The organism is Paenibacillus sp. SN-8-1, from assembly GCF_050995535.1.
Classification (GTDB): domain Bacteria; phylum Bacillota; class Bacilli; order Paenibacillales; family Paenibacillaceae; genus Fontibacillus.
Map to the genome: position 1 here is coordinate 2836111 of NZ_CP194782.1, position 13942 is coordinate 2850052.

The following is a 13942-nucleotide window of genomic DNA, read 5'->3' on the forward strand; positions in this document are numbered from 1 at the left end:
TACTGCTACAATGATGGGAGTTTTTCTAATGTCAAAAAGAAGTCCTATTTCTTTAGAAGTAAAATTACATGCCGTACAGCGGTGTCTTGAGCATAAGTCTAATCCAAACTATGAAGCGAAACAGCTTAGAGTTTGTAAGAGTACGGTTAAGGATTGGATAAGAAAGTATAAAGCAGATGGTTTGGATGGATTAAAGGAATCGAATACATGGAAATCATACTCAAAGGAATTGAAGCTTGCGGCTATTAAAGACGTGTTGTCTGGTCATTGCTCCGTAGAAGAGGCAACAAAGAAGCATCGTATTTCGAGTAGAAGTGTTTTGGGAAAATGGATTTCCAAGTATACTAATGAGATAGAATTGAAACCTACACCTAAGGGAAAAGGACTGTCTCATATGAACAAAGGACGTAAAACAACTTTCAAGGAACGCATTGAAATTGCACAATATACAATCGCTAATGGTTTGGATTATCAGAAGGCGATCGAAAAGTACGATGTATCCTATCAGCAGGTGTACGCATGGGTTCGGAAATACCGAGCTGGTAGTGAAGATGCCCTCAAGGACAACCGAGGTCGTAAAAAGCCTGCAGAGGAACTAGATGAGCATGAACGGCTTAAGCTACGGATCAAGGAATTAGAAGCTCGAAACGAATACCTGGAAATGGAGAATGCCCTCGCAAAAAAGTTGGCGGAGATCAAGCGACGAAATACACGCTAACCCTTGTTCGACAAGCAGACTTGTATCAAGCGATTCAAGAACTGAACAAAGAAAAAGGTTATGCAATTACGAAATTGTGTGCGTTAGCCGGAGTTGCTCGATCTGCCTATTATAAGGGGTTAAAATGGATGCCATCCGCCAGAGAACTTGAGAATTATACGCTAGCTAAAGAAGTGAAGCTTCGCTATGACAAGCGAAAGGGGATACTTGGCTATCGCCAAATGCGCACCCAATTAAACCGAAAGCTCAAGAAGAAGTACAATAAAAAGCGGTATTACCGAATTATGCGTGCTCTTGGATTAAAGGCGGTAATTCGTAGGAAACGGCCGAACTACGTGAAAGTCTCTGAGATGCATGTAGCTCAAAATGTAATGAACCGTGAATTTCAGGCAGTTGCTCCTAATATGAAGTGGTGTACAGACGTTACAGAATTGAAGTACGGAAACGGCCGTAAAGCCTACCTGAGTGCAATTCTTGATGTATACGATAACTCTATCGTTTCATGGGTGTTAAGCCCCTCCAACAACAATAAACTCGTCATGGATACGCTAAAGAAGGCTTATGAGAAGAACCCCGGTGTAACCCCGCTTATTCAAAGTGACAGAGGCTTCCAGTATACGTCTCATGAGTATAATCGACTCCATGTAAAATACGGATTTATGAAAAGCATGTCTCGTGTGAGCCGATGCTTGGACAACCAACCTATTGAACGATTTTGGGGCACTTACAAATCAGAGAGCTATTATCTTACAAAGTATGATACCTATGAAGATGTCCTCAAAGACGTTAGCGAATATATTCGTTATTACAACAACTACCGGTATACAGAGTGTTTGGATGGTTTGTCACCTAACGAATACCGAAGAGCTGCATAATGAAAAAATCTCAGCTCTGTTAAAACGAGCTGAGGAAAATAAACGAATCGTTTTTGTTTTATTCACTGTCCACTTGACAGGGAGCACTTCACTACCGGGGAGCGGCTTTGCTTATTTCGATAATGCAATCTCGACTTTATATTTACTGCTGAGATAAGTCTCTGCCTTCGTATCCGTTATAACTTGTGGATACACCTTACCTGGATCAGGTGATCCAAGCTTGTAATAGACAACGGCTGTCCCTTCTGAAGTGAAATCGACTTTCTCAACCGAGATGCCATATCCGGGATTTGGCTGCTGTGCCCGGGTAAGGACTACCTTATTAACTTGATCGTTAACCTTCTCGACCACGAAGGTAACCTGCTCATCTTCGTTCTTCGCTGTCTTATAATTGTTCACGTACTCAGCGGCTTTATAGACCATCAAAGCAGCTTCCATACGCGTGATTTTATCCTTGGGATGGAATTTCCAGCTGCTGTCCAGTGAAGCAATCTTCATGAGCAGCAGGTTCTGAATACTGCCCTGGTAATCTGGTGTCCCCTCACCTTCATCTGCCACGGGGATGAACATCTTGATCAGTGGATAGTTCCCAGTTGCCCGAATTCCCTTGTACAAAATATGGGCAAATTGTTCCTTCGTTAGTTCCGTAGATGGATTAGCTGCCAAATCTACCGGGATTCCATTCGCCTTGGCAATCTCAACCGATTCAGCGTACCAGGCTTCACCCCCCCCCGGCTGTACAGCGGAGTCCGATTTCAACTGCAATGCTTTCACTACCAAATGAATGCCCTGAGCGCTTGTCAACTTGCCCTGAGGTGCGAACTTATCCTTCGTTATTCCTTGAATAATATTCTTGCTCTGCAGTGAGTTGATCACCTCGGAGTCCTGTCCCTTAACATCCGTGAATGCGGAAGCCGAGGAGACAGCCATTAAAGAACCAGTCAAGACCAATGCCGCTACAGCTTTACTCTTATTTATCATAACCTGTACACCTCCACCCTCTTAACGGTTCCCCATAAGAAAATGTTGCATTAATCTTCCACTCTCACCTGATCGTACAGCTGACGCGAATAGTGCTGAAGCTTCATTTCGAGCGCCTGGGCCTCATCCTTGAAAGCTTTAAGCTCATTAATCATGGCAGATCTCCCAGCCGGGGTAAAAGTCTCGTGGATACGTTCTTTGAAATAATCATGGACTATGTAATTTCTTTGCTTCCATAATCGGGTTAACTGTTCGGTCTCTTCCTCGGAAAAAGAAAAGTTATGCTGGATCTCCCGTACCAGCTGACCAAGTGAACTACTGAGCTTAAGCTGGAACAGCTCCGCAAAATCCTCCTCAGTCGGCACCTTTCCATCAGCCACCTTCATCAGCATAATCAGGTTCGCAAGCTGCTGTTCCAGAGCCTGAGAGTAATATACGGCCAAGCCGAAATAAGAAAAGAGTTCCTTGGCTTGTCCACTGTCCATTCCCTTCATATCTTTCATTAACGAACCATCCTTCAAATTACATTTACCTAATGCTATGGATTGAACTTCTTTATTTCATTCCATAATCATAACAGGATGTGACTGGCAAGCAAACCATTTTGGAACAGATATCAAAAGAGGTGTCCCAAGCAGCCATGAAATAGCTGCAAGGAACACCCCGCATAAGTATCATAGATTAAGACTTGGGCAGTTCCACAACCCAACCCTCAGGACCTTCAATCCGGCCAAGCTGGATAGAAGTGAGCGTCTCATACAGCTTGCCTGCAAGCTCACCCGTCTCGCCTTGATTAATGATCAGATCTTGATCCCGCCAATGCAGTTCACCAATTGGCGAGATAACTGCGGCAGTACCTGTACCAAAGGCTTCTTCCAAAGTCCCTTCCTGATGAGCAGCATACACCTCTTCCATGGAGATCTGCCGTTCTTCAACGGTAATTTCCATCCGCTTAAGCAGCTCAATGATGGAGTTCCGTGTAATACCGTCCAGGATACTTCCATTCAGAGCAGGTGTAACCACCTTGCCATTAATCTTGAAGAATACATTCATGCTTCCAACTTCTTCAATGTACTTCTTATGAACGCCATCGAGCCACAGAACTTGAGAGTATCCTTTCGCGGATGCTTCTTCTTGGGCTTTCAGTCCTGCCGCATAATTCCCGGCCGTCTTGGCATTCCCAACGCCTCCGGTAACGGCGCGAACATATCCGGATTCCACATATATCTTAACAGGATGAATTCCCTCATCGTAGTAAGACCCCACCGGCGAAAGAATAATCATGAATTTATACTGGGTAGAAGGCGCTACACCGAGCGCGGCCTCTGTTGCTATAATAAATGGCCGGATATAGAGCGAAGTTCCTTCGGATGAAGGAATCCAGTCCTGGTCCACAGTAAGCAGCTTCAACAGGGCTTCTAGAGCAAGCTCTTCATCCAGCTCCGGGATGCTGAGTCTGGCATTGGACAGATTCAGACGCTTGAAGTTCCGGTCCGGACGGAACAGTAAGATACGGCCATCCTCCGTACGATAGGCTTTTAGCCCCTCAAAGACACTTTGTCCGTAGTGAAAAATTTTGGCTGCAGGGTCAAGTGTGATGGGCTGATAAGGAATAACCCGCGGGGAATGCCATCCTTTACCTTTGTCATAATCGAGAATGAACATATGATCCGTGTAATATTTACCGAATCCAAGTTCATTGTCGGCTGGCTTCTGCTTCTTGCTGCTGCTTTCTTCAATCGTGATTGTATAGGTCATTTCTTAACGCTCCTTCACTGCTGCACTTTAATTAATTAGATGGTATCATTACTTCATACATATTGAAAAGGATTAATTTTATTGGATTTCCATACTTTTTAAGTATACATGGAGGTGAACCCTATGGATTTAAGACAAATGCGTTATTTTCTCGCTATTGCTAAGGAAGGACAAATTACTAAGGCAGCCAAACAGCTAAATATGGAACAGCCTCCGCTAAGCAGACAGCTGAAGCTGATGGAGCTAGAGCTCGGTGTTACCCTTTTTGATCGCAGTGGAAAGACCTTGCGCCTAACGCCATCCGGAGAATTGTTAAGAGAACGCTCGGAATCTCTCCTGCTCCAATTTAACGAGACGATTAAGGAAGTGAAGGAGCACAATGAGGGGATCCAGGGTTCCCTTTCCATCGGTTCAGTGGTGTCTTGTATTTCACTACTTCCCCGGCCTATTGAATTATTCCGCGAGGAGTATCCCTTGGTCACCTTCAAAATTATGGAGGGAGATCACTTTCTGCTCGGTGACCAGCTGGTGAAAGGCATGATTGAACTCATCGTTGCCCGGCTTCCTTTTGAAGCAAATTTAAATGAACAGTTCGAGGTACTGCCCCTTCCTTCAGATCCTTATGTCGCTGTCGTTCCCAGCGCATCATTCCCAATAGATGGCGCCGACACAATGAATATGCGTGAGTTGGCGAACCTGCCCTTTCTAACCCTGAAGACAGATCAAACGACACGCATGCATGAACAAGTACTGCAGGAATGTAGAAGGCATGGATTTGAGCCCAATATCATATGCGAATGCTCCAGTGTAGCCATTATTATTGCCCTTGTTGCTGCCGGAATTGGTGCTACGGTACTCCCGGAGTCCGTAATGAGCGCATTCCCTATCCCCCAGATCAGGACCATGCAATTATCAGATGCCCACTTCCAATCGGACGTAGGTCTTGTATGGCTGAAGGAACGTTACCTGACCAAGAGTGCGCGCCGGTTCATCGAGCGTTTCGCCATGGAGGCTCTATCATGATTAAGATGGACAATAACTGTGAATTTATGAAAGATTTATTATTCTCCTATGAAAATAATCCAGGCCGGCAAATCGTGTATCATCACGATCTGCCGGCCTGGCTCATTTAATTCAATGTCTTACCGTTCATTTCGAACTCGGTTTGGTGCCATTCCCGAATCATACGCTGTAGAAAATGACCCTCTTGATTTCCTAATCCATATTGGTTCTCCTTGACGATCATCTCGCCAATCCGTCGTCTCAACATTTCACTTCGGCGTTCCAACACTTCATCATAAGCCAAATAAGCCATCTCCTCTTTTGTTCTTTGCGAGCTGTTACCCTCAAAATTAAGTATAAAGATTGTTCCCCTATTGGTAAAACAGGTTATGCCGTCATCAGAGCAGCTGTAGTTGGCTAGGTTAAGCTTATAGCAATATATAAAACCTTATTTATAGATCTCCTTACATATCCTCGCATATCTTCCTGATTACTTCCATTCCATGGAAGCTGTAGGTTCGGGAAGTATAAAAGCCGGGAGTTCCCAGGCTAGGCAAAGGTCCGGGCTTCTCTAAACGTTCTGTTCGTACATTTAGGCAGGAAGTACACAGCTAAGCTCGACCATCCGCTTGCATGCTTCCGCACACTTTTGGCAGTGATCGTGCTCGTGCTGGGAACACTCCTTCGCACATGCCTCGCATGCTTTGGCGCACAGCTCCATAATCTCTTTTGCAAAAATGGTTCCACGTGACAGCGCATCTGCTGCAAACATACAAATATCAGCACATTCCCTCACAAGACGGATACAGTCTCTAAGCGCGGCTAGCTCATACTCCTTCAAGCTCGAGACATAGCAGTAATTACAAGCATTCATACACTCCAGGCTGGCTTCTATATATTCGCGATATTGCAAATCGTGAGTCATAGTATCAATTCCTCCTGAACATTTATTTCTCGAGGTTGCTCGATTTCTTACTATGTAATTACCGTGATCGGTCCCGGTTGAAACGAGGCTAAACCAAATTATCAGATACTACCAGAAAGGGTACCACCGTTTTCCAACTGAGTAAGCCGGCTCGCAAGCAGCTGTTTATCAAAATGCTCCCCGATAAATACCGCGACGTCCGGTATATCTCCCTGAGGAGTAATCCTCATATAATCCGATTCACGGTAGGCATATTGAAATAAAAAACGGCTCGAAGTATCCGAGAATGTCAGAACACCCTTGCCCCGGTACACATCTCGCGGGAGATCCTTGATGAACTGCTCAAATAATTCACTATTTACGGGAGAACGGAAGTAATGGGTGTACACCGTTACATGATTATGCGAAGCATGACTGTGGCTGCGGCCGTGGCTGTGATCCTCCTCCATGTGACCGGAATCCTCTTGATCGCTGGAGCTTAAGCCCCGTGCCTGATCTTCCATGATATATGGCCCTTTTGCACGGGAATGATCGTCTTCATGTGTTCGAGTTACCTGGAGATGGAGCGGGTCACTTTTAAGCTGGGGCAGCTCAGAAAGATTAACCTGGCACTTCACAGCTGGAATAATCTTGGCAAAAGAGTTCCAGCTCGCAAGCTGCTTACCAAGCTCGTCCACCTCATCATGATCCACTCTGTCGATTTTGTTCAGGATCAGTACCGACCCGCAGCGAATCTGGTCCTGCATCAACCGATAGGTCTTCCCTTTCTGTGTTCTCGACAGCTCCAATAAATGCGGCGCATCCACGACCGTAATCATCGGCATGATCTCCAGCTTCTGATAAAGCGCGACCTCTGCAACCGCATCCAGCACTTCCATGGGATTGGCCGCACCCGTAGCTTCAATGACCACCACATCCGGCTGCTCCCGTGCGATCAGCTCAGACATCTCACTGCTTAAGTCCGCGCGAATAGAACAGCAGATACATCCGCTAAGCATCTCTGCCATGGGGACCTGCTCTTCAACCAGGAGACCATCCAGGTTCACGTCCCCGATTTCATTCATAACTACGGCAGGTCTGAGGCCTTGATTCTTCCAGTAAGTAATCAGCTGCTGAAGAAGCGTTGTCTTGCCGCTGCCCAGAAACCCCGACAATATATATACAGGTATGACTCTTTGTTGTTCCAAATTCATGATATCTCCTCCACCTTGTTCCACTAACCTTGAAAGGGAGTTTACTATATGCGGATCGTTCATGCAAGCCGGTGGAATGGTGATTAGATGTGCAAGTTGCTTATTCTCATGAGGCAACTCTAAGTTTTGTGATAAAATAATATACAATCTATAACTCCCTTATATTCTCTAATAGGAAAGTGAGACAATTACTATGCTCAGATCTGTAGATGAACATCGCAGTGAAGCCCCAAGCTCGGTCAGATGTATGGTTATTACGGTATCAGATACCCGAACCCCGGAGACGGATAGCAGCGGCGCCCTGATGAAGAAGCTGCTTGAAGAACACGGTTATGGAATTGAGAGCTACAAGATCGTTCAGGATGACTATGATGATATACGCCAGCTGCTCAGAGAAGCAGCCGCCAATCCGGCTATTGAAGCTGTTCTGCTTACAGGTGGGACCGGGATTGCCCCCCGGGATACGACTTATGAAGCAGTCCGAAGCCTTTTGAGCAAAGAATTGCCCGGATTCGGGGAGATCTTCAGATACTTGAGCTTCACCGAGGATATTGGTTCTGCGGCTATCTTAAGCCGAGCTATTGCCGGTACGATCGGTACTACTGCCGTGTTCTCGATGCCAGGATCTAAAGGTGCAGTGAAGCTTGCCATGGAGCGAATCATTCTTCCCGAGCTGCGCCATGTCATGCGTGAAATATATAAGAAATAACTAAGGTCAAACAAAAAACACTTCTGTCCATAGAGACAAAAGTGTTTTTGTTGGTTTACTTATTGACCGAGAAGATGATGAAATATCCTCTCTACTTTACTAGTGTATGGGCCTTTCTTTTGCCCCTGTGAGGCATAGACTAAGGCCGTATTGGAGCGAGCGTGAATTACAGCTGCATTGGAAGCCTTGCGATGAGTATTCCCTTGCCCCTCAAGATTGCTGTACATCTCTTGCATTTCCTTAACGCGCTGCTGCTCTGACGAGAAGGCATGCGCGATGATATAGTGCCCCGGATGTCCATGAATGAAATAACTATAGCTGATATGACCGGCTGGTCCCTCTGCATAAGTCTCATGCGTGAGCGTGAGCCCCTGTCTGCTGAATTCATCCTTCAGCTGCTTGAGAAACCCGCTGTTAAGCCCGTGGCCCTCGCTCTTGGCCCTGAGGTTACCTGTATGATAACTGGTCATATCATAACGGTTATTCTCGCTCTGGGCGATGTTCTTGGTCTTTTGACTGCACCCGGAAGCCGTGAGCAGAACGAGGGTAAGAAGTGTGCTGATGATGATAGACCTCATAGGGTGTCCTTCCTTTCATCCCGGGAATCTTTGCGAAATCCAAGTTGAAATTAGGATGAACACCGGCTCACGGAATTATTCCACCAAATAACAAGACAAGTTCAGAATCCGCCTGCATTACTTGTGTTAGCCGAGCCTTACCACTTGTCTTCCTACGGATTTCCCAGCCAGAATGGTCGCAAGCGCGTGAGGCAGCTCTTCCAGCTCGAATTCGCGAATTGCCCCCTTAAGGACCCGTTCCGGCTTCCATTCCCCGGAGAGCTGATTCCACAGCTTCTGTCGCAGAGGCATTGGACACATGACGGAGTCTACCCCCAGCAGCTGAATCCCGCGCAGAATAAAAGGAAACACGGTGGCATCAAACTTGCCGCCACCGGTCATTCCGGATAAGGCGATAGCCCCGCCGTACCGGATCACCTTGAGCAGCTCACCGGTGCCCGGTCCGCCGACAGGATCGACCACGGCGGCCCACTTCTCGCGGCCAAGCGCGCCTTTGGCCGCGCTTCCCGCAAGCTCGTCGCGCGAGATCACGCTCGACGCGCCCAGATCCCGCAGCATCGCCTCCTGCGCGGCTTTGCCTGTGCTGGCCGTCACCTCGAAGCCCAGCTTCGAGAGGATGTCGACGGCCATGCTGCCCACACCGCCGGTGGCCCCGGTTACGAGAACGGGGCCTTTCTCCGGCGTCAGCCCGCTGCGCAGCAGCAGCTCCGCCGAAAGCGCCGCCGTGAAGCCGGCCGTGCCGATGGCCATGGCCTCCTTCGCCGAGAGACCCGCCGGCCGCCGAACCAGCCAATCGGCGGGCAGCCTTGCGTATTCGGCATAGCCCCCCTCATGGGACACGCCAAGCCCATATCCCGTGCAGAGCACCTGGTCTCCTCGGCTGAACTCGCTATTGCCTGGCTCGATTACCTCCCCGGCCAGGTCAATCCCCGGAATGAACGGATATCTCTGCACGATCTTGCCCTCAGGAATGCTTGCCAGACCATCTTTGTAGTTCACACTGGAATACTGTACTCTGACCAGGACTTCTCCCTGCGGCAGATCTTGCTGCCCGATCTCTTCTACAAGAGCACGGAACCCCTGCTCATCCTGGTGTACTCGAAACGCGCGAAATGAAGTATCCATGTGATCTCCTCCCGAACAGCTCACTCAATTTTATGACAAATGCTTTCCTATTCCTCTGCTCTTCTCTTGATTCTTGTCGAGTTAAGCCGGATTTCCGAATTTCCTGCGCTTTCCCGAGAAATAATCGGGAACACCATCCTATTCCTCCAGATCAGTATCCGGCTCCAAATAAGCCTCCAGTAATCTTTGCTTCATATCCAGGGTCTCTTGGCTTAAGCTCACCCGGTATATTTCCGGGTTCAACTTCCGAAGATATTCCGGCCAGAACAATTGAAGCTGCTCCTTATGATACTCCCGGATCTGCTGCAGCTCTGGCAACTCATAGACAAGCTCTCCTTCTACAAAGATCGGCTCCAAGAGCTTAATGGCATTATAGTGCTTGACGGTCTTCTGAATATACGGGTGCAGCGGATTAATCAATTTCAGCTTGCCGCTGGGATTCTCTTCATGAGGCAGGTTAATATAGTCGGCAATGGCCTTGTTGCTTCCACTGCTGATAATGCGATAGACTTCCTTTTTGCCCGGTGTAGTGACCTTCTCCGGATTCCCCGAGATCTTGATTGTCGGCTCCATCTTGCCGTCCTTCTCTCGTTCCACAAGCTTGTATACCCCGCCAAGAGCAGGCTGGTCAGCGGCCGTAATCAACTGGGTTCCTACACCCCAGATATCAATTTTGGCCCCTTGAGCTTTAAGGTTGAAGATAGTGTTCTCATCCAGGTCATTTGAAGCCACTATTTTGACATAGTCCAGACCTGCTTCGTCCAGCATTTTGCGGGCTTGAATGGACAAGTAGGCTAAGTCCCCGCTGTCCAGTCTGATTCCCACCATTTTTTTGCCGATGGATTCCAGATACTTCGCGGTTTGAATCGCATGCGGTACACCGCTCTTCAGAGTATCGAAAGTATCGACCAACAGGGTCACCTGATCTGGCATTGCCTTCGCATACATCTCAAAGGCTTCCTGCTCATTATCGAACAGCTGAACCCAGGAATGGGCATGGGTTCCCTTGGTCGGGATCCCGAACAACTCTCCCGCGAGCATATTCGATGTTGCATCGAATCCGGATATGTATGAAGCACGCGCTCCCCAGACTGCCGCATCCGCTTCCTGGGCTCTCCGGGTTCCGAACTCAAGCAGCACATCCTCCTCAGCCACCTGTTTGATTCGGGAAGCTTTGGTTGCTATCAGAGTCTGATAGTTCATGAAGTTAAGTATCGCGGTCTCTACGAGCTGAGTCTCCATAATATTGCCTTCAACCCGGATTAATGGTTCATTCGGGAATACCAGCGCTCCTTCACGCATGGAGGAGATGTTCCCCCGGAATTTGAAATTGCGGAGCAGCTCCAAAAACTCCGGCTTGTAATTCTCTTCCTGCTTGGCTAAGTAGCTTAGATCCTGCTCGGTGAAGTGCAGATTGTTAATATAGCTAACAATCCGCTCAAGTCCAGCAAATACAGCGTATCCGTTCCCGAACGGCAGCTTGCGGAAATACGCCTCAAAGACAGCCTTTCTTAAATGTGTTCCGTTCATCCAATGAGCATAAATCATATTGATCTGATATTTATCGGTATGCAGCGCTAAGCTGTTTGTTTGCATGTCTCTCGTCCTCTCGCTTCCTGCAGCTTGTGCAGGCAGTTAATTAGGCTTGTTCACTGCGTTTGACTTCGGCACCTAGACTTCCCTGGAAATGCCCCAATGCCCAGATATGTCCCGCTTCATTAAAGCTCGCGACAGCATCCTCAAACACAGTGATCTTGAATCCTTTATTATAAGCATCTACTGCGGTATGCAGCACACAGATATCTGTACATACCCCGATCAGATGAACCTCATCAATTCCCCGCTCACGAAGCCTGATCTCAAGGTCTGTCCCGCAAAATGCACTGTATCTCGTCTTGTCCATCCAATAAATCTGCTGCTTATGTCCCTCGTAGACCCGCTTCAGTGAACCAAACAGTTCACGTCCTTCTGTTCCCCGGATATTATGAGGCGGAAAGAGCTTGGTCTCCGGGTGATAAGGATCGCTTGCTTCATGCAAATCGACTGCCATAACCACGTAATCGCCCTGGTGAACATATTGTTCGGTAAGCCTGGATACCACAGGCTCAATCTCGACTGCCGGCTCTCCTACGGGGAGACTGCCATTCACAAAATCATTAGTGAAATCAATCACGATTAAGGCTTTCATAGGTCTAGGTCATCTCCTTAAGGTAGTTTATCCCTAAATTTTAAGTGTAAATAGACAACTGCGGAGTGAAATCCGTAAATCGGTACAGCTGCGCAGGCCGCTGGGAATACTGGTTAGACAACATAGGCTGTCCGTGCTCATCTCTTGCTTCCTCCAGAATCCCTTGCCTGCTGCGGGTTGAGGTGATTTTTCGAATAAAATTAAGCTCTGCAAAATCAGGAACAACCGTCTGAATGACCTGATAAAGTTCACTGAGAGTGAAATGCTCGGGCAGGAACTGCTTCGCAATCGTGGTTTGAAGCATTTGCTGCTGAATTCTTTTGTATGCGTCCTTCAGGATTTCACGATGGTCAAAAGCAAGTTCAAGCTCTTCAAGTGCCTCCTTCATTGTGAAGAGGCCCACTTTCTGAGCATCGTCAGCCGCCTGTCTCTTCTCAAGCACCCATTCTTCCACGAAGGCAAAAAAAGCGTGAGAGATAATCCAGCCTCTGGGGTCTCTTCCTGGCTTGCTGTATACGCCCAGATATTCCAGATGTCTTCCTTCAACACCCGTCTCTTCCATCAATTCTCTTCTGGCTGTCTCATATAAAGATTCGTCTTCCTGGGAGAAGCCTCCCGGAAGAGCCCAAGCACCAGCGAACGGCCAGCTCTTACGCCGGATCAGCATGACCTTGAGATCGAATATCGGCAGCGATTTGGTTGCCGCCCGCCGTTCCTGCTTCGTTAAGGTGAACATAACGATATCGGCAGGAATCCCATCCGGGGTCCTATACTTCTTCGCATCATAGGGTGGCCTATTCTGTTCCTGTTCATTTGTCATCCTACATCACCACGTCAATTTATTAGTCTGAAGATTAATCCATATTATGTTCCCTAAGGTATCCTGTTGTCCATACCTGCTGTCCGCTATTGACTTAACTTTGTGAGCTGCTCCGCTTCTCACTCGGTAATCGAAAAGTAGCCGTTGCCATACAGCCTAAGACATCCTTCTCATTTCTTATTTCAGCGTGAAGGGTAAGAGTCCGATAAGTCTCGTGCACGGGATACGCCGTCACATAGAGTTCTCCGAGGCCCATCGGAGCAAGAAAGTTGACATTCAGATGAGTCGTAACCCCCTGACGTCCATCCTTGGCTGCAATCACCGCAAAGCCCATCACCTGATCCATGAGCGAGGAGAGAACTCCGCCGTGAACAATTCCCATCGAATTCAGGTGTTTAGACTCAATCGTCAGCGCAGCCTCAACCTTGTTTTTATCTATACTCAGTACGCGCCCGCCAAGATAGCCCCAAAATGAATGATTACTTCGGTCCATGATCTCTGCCCAATCCATCCTGTAATTCCTCCTAAGCTGTCTTATTTGAGCATTTCATTTTTTTCATTAAATTAATAAAAAAAGTGCGGAAGAAAGCCCCCGCACATCATTCCATTAATCGCAGCTGCTTGGAGCCGCTTCGGTTCCAGCTTCTACATTCACTTTCTGCGATACCGTGTCACGGATCACGGACACGACAAGCTGAAGCAGATAGTTAATATCGCTTTGACTTTGCTGGAATTCGGTCACAAGCGGAATACTGTCGATTTCATCCTGAAGCTCTTCAATTTCTTTCTCAATCTTGGCAACCATCGCTTTGTTCTCGAATGACTCGAAGGCTACAATCTCCTTCTGCTTCTTCTTAATGGTCTGGATAAGACCTTGAACGCGCTCATGGTTTTGAATTTTTTGTTCGGCTTTCTTAAAGTGTTCCACTTCTTCGCTCGTTCCAATCAATTCGGCAAGTTCCTTCGCTTTAGCCATAATGTCTTCACGAATAACCAAATCTTTAGTATCAAAAGTAGGCATTCCGCAATCATTATACTGCACGTTATCAAGCTGTCCCATGGTACAATTC

General features: G+C 47.5%; 17 protein-coding genes. 4 read left to right on the forward strand and 13 right to left on the reverse strand.

The genetic code is table 11. The features are described from left to right. The first annotated feature begins 28 nt into the window (after nucleotides 1-28). On the forward strand, nucleotides 29-718 hold the full coding sequence (locus tag ACRRNK_RS13445; RefSeq protein ID WP_433943245.1) for a helix-turn-helix domain-containing protein: 690 nt from the start codon (nucleotides 29-31) through the stop codon (nucleotides 716-718). Further along, a complete protein-coding gene (locus tag ACRRNK_RS13450; RefSeq protein WP_433946783.1) occupies nucleotides 652-1593 on the forward strand; it encodes an IS3 family transposase in 942 nt (313 codons plus the stop codon). The genes ACRRNK_RS13445 and ACRRNK_RS13450 overlap by 67 nt, the downstream gene beginning before the upstream one ends. A gap of 111 nt (nucleotides 1594-1704) precedes the next feature. On the opposite strand, the gene ACRRNK_RS13455 is transcribed toward ACRRNK_RS13450, so the two are convergent. The 3 genes from ACRRNK_RS13455 to ACRRNK_RS13465 all read right to left on the reverse strand — a co-directional run bounded on the left by ACRRNK_RS13455 (nucleotide 1705) and on the right by ACRRNK_RS13465 (nucleotide 4332). After that, nucleotides 1705-2574 carry an S-layer homology domain-containing protein gene (locus ACRRNK_RS13455; RefSeq protein ID WP_433943246.1) on the reverse strand — a complete coding sequence of 290 codons (870 nt, stop codon included), beginning with the start codon at nucleotides 2572-2574 and terminating at the stop codon, nucleotides 1705-1707. A gap of 50 nt (nucleotides 2575-2624) precedes the next feature. Further along, entirely contained in the window at nucleotides 2625-3077 is a 453-nt protein-coding gene (locus ACRRNK_RS13460) for a hypothetical protein (RefSeq protein WP_433943247.1), read from the reverse strand. A gap of 178 nt (nucleotides 3078-3255) precedes the next feature. Further along, complete coding sequence (locus tag ACRRNK_RS13465) at nucleotides 3256-4332, reverse strand: branched-chain amino acid aminotransferase (protein ID WP_433943248.1); 1077 nt, start codon at nucleotides 4330-4332, stop codon at nucleotides 3256-3258. A gap of 123 nt (nucleotides 4333-4455) precedes the next feature. Between ACRRNK_RS13465 and ACRRNK_RS13470 the strand changes: the two genes are divergently transcribed. Continuing rightward, the gene (locus ACRRNK_RS13470; protein WP_433943249.1) at nucleotides 4456-5355 is read left to right on the forward strand and encodes a LysR family transcriptional regulator; all 900 of its coding nucleotides are present in this window, start codon (nucleotides 4456-4458) and stop codon (nucleotides 5353-5355) included. Between the two features lie 106 nt (nucleotides 5356-5461). Here ACRRNK_RS13470 and ACRRNK_RS13475 read toward each other — a convergent pair whose 3' ends face one another. The 3 genes from ACRRNK_RS13475 to ACRRNK_RS13485 all read right to left on the reverse strand — a co-directional run bounded on the left by ACRRNK_RS13475 (nucleotide 5462) and on the right by ACRRNK_RS13485 (nucleotide 7452). Next, complete coding sequence (locus ACRRNK_RS13475) at nucleotides 5462-5638, reverse strand: hypothetical protein (RefSeq protein ID WP_433943250.1); 177 nt, start codon at nucleotides 5636-5638, stop codon at nucleotides 5462-5464. 288 nt (nucleotides 5639-5926) lie between these two features. Continuing rightward, nucleotides 5927-6259, reverse strand: coding sequence for a four-helix bundle copper-binding protein (locus tag ACRRNK_RS13480; RefSeq protein ID WP_433943251.1), 333 nt, complete (start codon nucleotides 6257-6259; stop codon nucleotides 5927-5929). 101 nt (nucleotides 6260-6360) lie between these two features. After that, entirely contained in the window at nucleotides 6361-7452 is a 1092-nt protein-coding gene (locus ACRRNK_RS13485) for a CobW family GTP-binding protein (RefSeq protein WP_433943252.1), read from the reverse strand. Nucleotides 7453-7645: 193 nt separating this feature from the next. Here ACRRNK_RS13485 and ACRRNK_RS13490 point away from each other — a divergent pair, with 193 nt between their 5' ends. Further along, nucleotides 7646-8161 carry a MogA/MoaB family molybdenum cofactor biosynthesis protein gene (locus ACRRNK_RS13490; RefSeq protein WP_433943253.1) on the forward strand — a complete coding sequence of 172 codons (516 nt, stop codon included), beginning with the start codon at nucleotides 7646-7648 and terminating at the stop codon, nucleotides 8159-8161. Between the two features lie 59 nt (nucleotides 8162-8220). Here the strand turns inward: ACRRNK_RS13490 and ACRRNK_RS13495 are convergent, their stop codons facing one another. From ACRRNK_RS13495 to ACRRNK_RS13525, 7 genes are all read right to left on the reverse strand, one after another. Beyond that, a complete protein-coding gene (locus ACRRNK_RS13495; protein WP_433943254.1) occupies nucleotides 8221-8739 on the reverse strand; it encodes a hypothetical protein in 519 nt (172 codons plus the stop codon). Nucleotides 8740-8865: 126 nt separating this feature from the next. Then, complete coding sequence (locus tag ACRRNK_RS13500) at nucleotides 8866-9864, reverse strand: acrylyl-CoA reductase family protein (protein WP_433943255.1); 999 nt, start codon at nucleotides 9862-9864, stop codon at nucleotides 8866-8868. 138 nt (nucleotides 9865-10002) lie between these two features. After that, entirely contained in the window at nucleotides 10003-11460 is a 1458-nt protein-coding gene (locus ACRRNK_RS13505; protein WP_433943256.1) for a nicotinate phosphoribosyltransferase, read from the reverse strand. A 43-nt stretch (nucleotides 11461-11503) separates the two neighbouring features. Next, nucleotides 11504-12052, reverse strand: coding sequence for a cysteine hydrolase family protein (locus tag ACRRNK_RS13510; protein ID WP_433943257.1), 549 nt, complete (start codon nucleotides 12050-12052; stop codon nucleotides 11504-11506). Nucleotides 12053-12092: 40 nt separating this feature from the next. Further along, nucleotides 12093-12872, reverse strand: coding sequence for an NUDIX domain-containing protein (locus tag ACRRNK_RS13515; RefSeq protein WP_433943258.1), 780 nt, complete (start codon nucleotides 12870-12872; stop codon nucleotides 12093-12095). Between the two features lie 94 nt (nucleotides 12873-12966). Beyond that, entirely contained in the window at nucleotides 12967-13383 is a 417-nt protein-coding gene (locus tag ACRRNK_RS13520; RefSeq protein WP_433943259.1) for a PaaI family thioesterase, read from the reverse strand. 96 nt (nucleotides 13384-13479) lie between these two features. Further along, nucleotides 13480-13932: a RicAFT regulatory complex protein RicA family protein gene (locus tag ACRRNK_RS13525; RefSeq protein ID WP_433943260.1), complete on the reverse strand. Its 453-nt coding sequence runs from the start codon at nucleotides 13930-13932 to the stop codon at nucleotides 13480-13482. Nucleotides 13933-13942: the final 10 nt, after the last annotated feature.

Bases quoted from the DNA above. Each gene is read 5' to 3' on its own strand.
- ACRRNK_RS13520 (WP_433943259.1), bottom strand. From the start codon at position 13,383: ATGGATTGGGCAGAGATCATGGACCGAAGTAATCATTCATTTTGGGGC.
- ACRRNK_RS13510 (WP_433943257.1), bottom strand. From the start codon at position 12,052: ATGAAAGCCTTAATCGTGATTGATTTCACTAATGATTTTGTGAATGGC.
- ACRRNK_RS13445 (WP_433943245.1), top strand. From the start codon at position 29: ATGTCAAAAAGAAGTCCTATTTCTTTAGAAGTAAAATTACATGCCGTA.
- ACRRNK_RS13480 (WP_433943251.1), bottom strand. From the start codon at position 6,259: ATGACTCACGATTTGCAATATCGCGAATATATAGAAGCCAGCCTGGAG.
- ACRRNK_RS13490 (WP_433943253.1), top strand. From the start codon at position 7,646: ATGCTCAGATCTGTAGATGAACATCGCAGTGAAGCCCCAAGCTCGGTC.
- ACRRNK_RS13460 (WP_433943247.1), bottom strand. From the start codon at position 3,077: ATGAAAGATATGAAGGGAATGGACAGTGGACAAGCCAAGGAACTCTTT.
- ACRRNK_RS13495 (WP_433943254.1), bottom strand. From the start codon at position 8,739: ATGAGGTCTATCATCATCAGCACACTTCTTACCCTCGTTCTGCTCACG.
- ACRRNK_RS13515 (WP_433943258.1), bottom strand. From the start codon at position 12,872: ATGACAAATGAACAGGAACAGAATAGGCCACCCTATGATGCGAAGAAG.
- ACRRNK_RS13500 (WP_433943255.1), bottom strand. From the start codon at position 9,864: ATGGATACTTCATTTCGCGCGTTTCGAGTACACCAGGATGAGCAGGGG.
- ACRRNK_RS13485 (WP_433943252.1), bottom strand. From the start codon at position 7,452: ATGAATTTGGAACAACAAAGAGTCATACCTGTATATATATTGTCGGGG.
- ACRRNK_RS13465 (WP_433943248.1), bottom strand. From the start codon at position 4,332: ATGACCTATACAATCACGATTGAAGAAAGCAGCAGCAAGAAGCAGAAG.
- ACRRNK_RS13525 (WP_433943260.1), bottom strand. From the start codon at position 13,932: ATGGGACAGCTTGATAACGTGCAGTATAATGATTGCGGAATGCCTACT.
- ACRRNK_RS13455 (WP_433943246.1), bottom strand. From the start codon at position 2,574: ATGATAAATAAGAGTAAAGCTGTAGCGGCATTGGTCTTGACTGGTTCT.
- ACRRNK_RS13470 (WP_433943249.1), top strand. From the start codon at position 4,456: ATGGATTTAAGACAAATGCGTTATTTTCTCGCTATTGCTAAGGAAGGA.
- ACRRNK_RS13505 (WP_433943256.1), bottom strand. From the start codon at position 11,460: ATGCAAACAAACAGCTTAGCGCTGCATACCGATAAATATCAGATCAAT.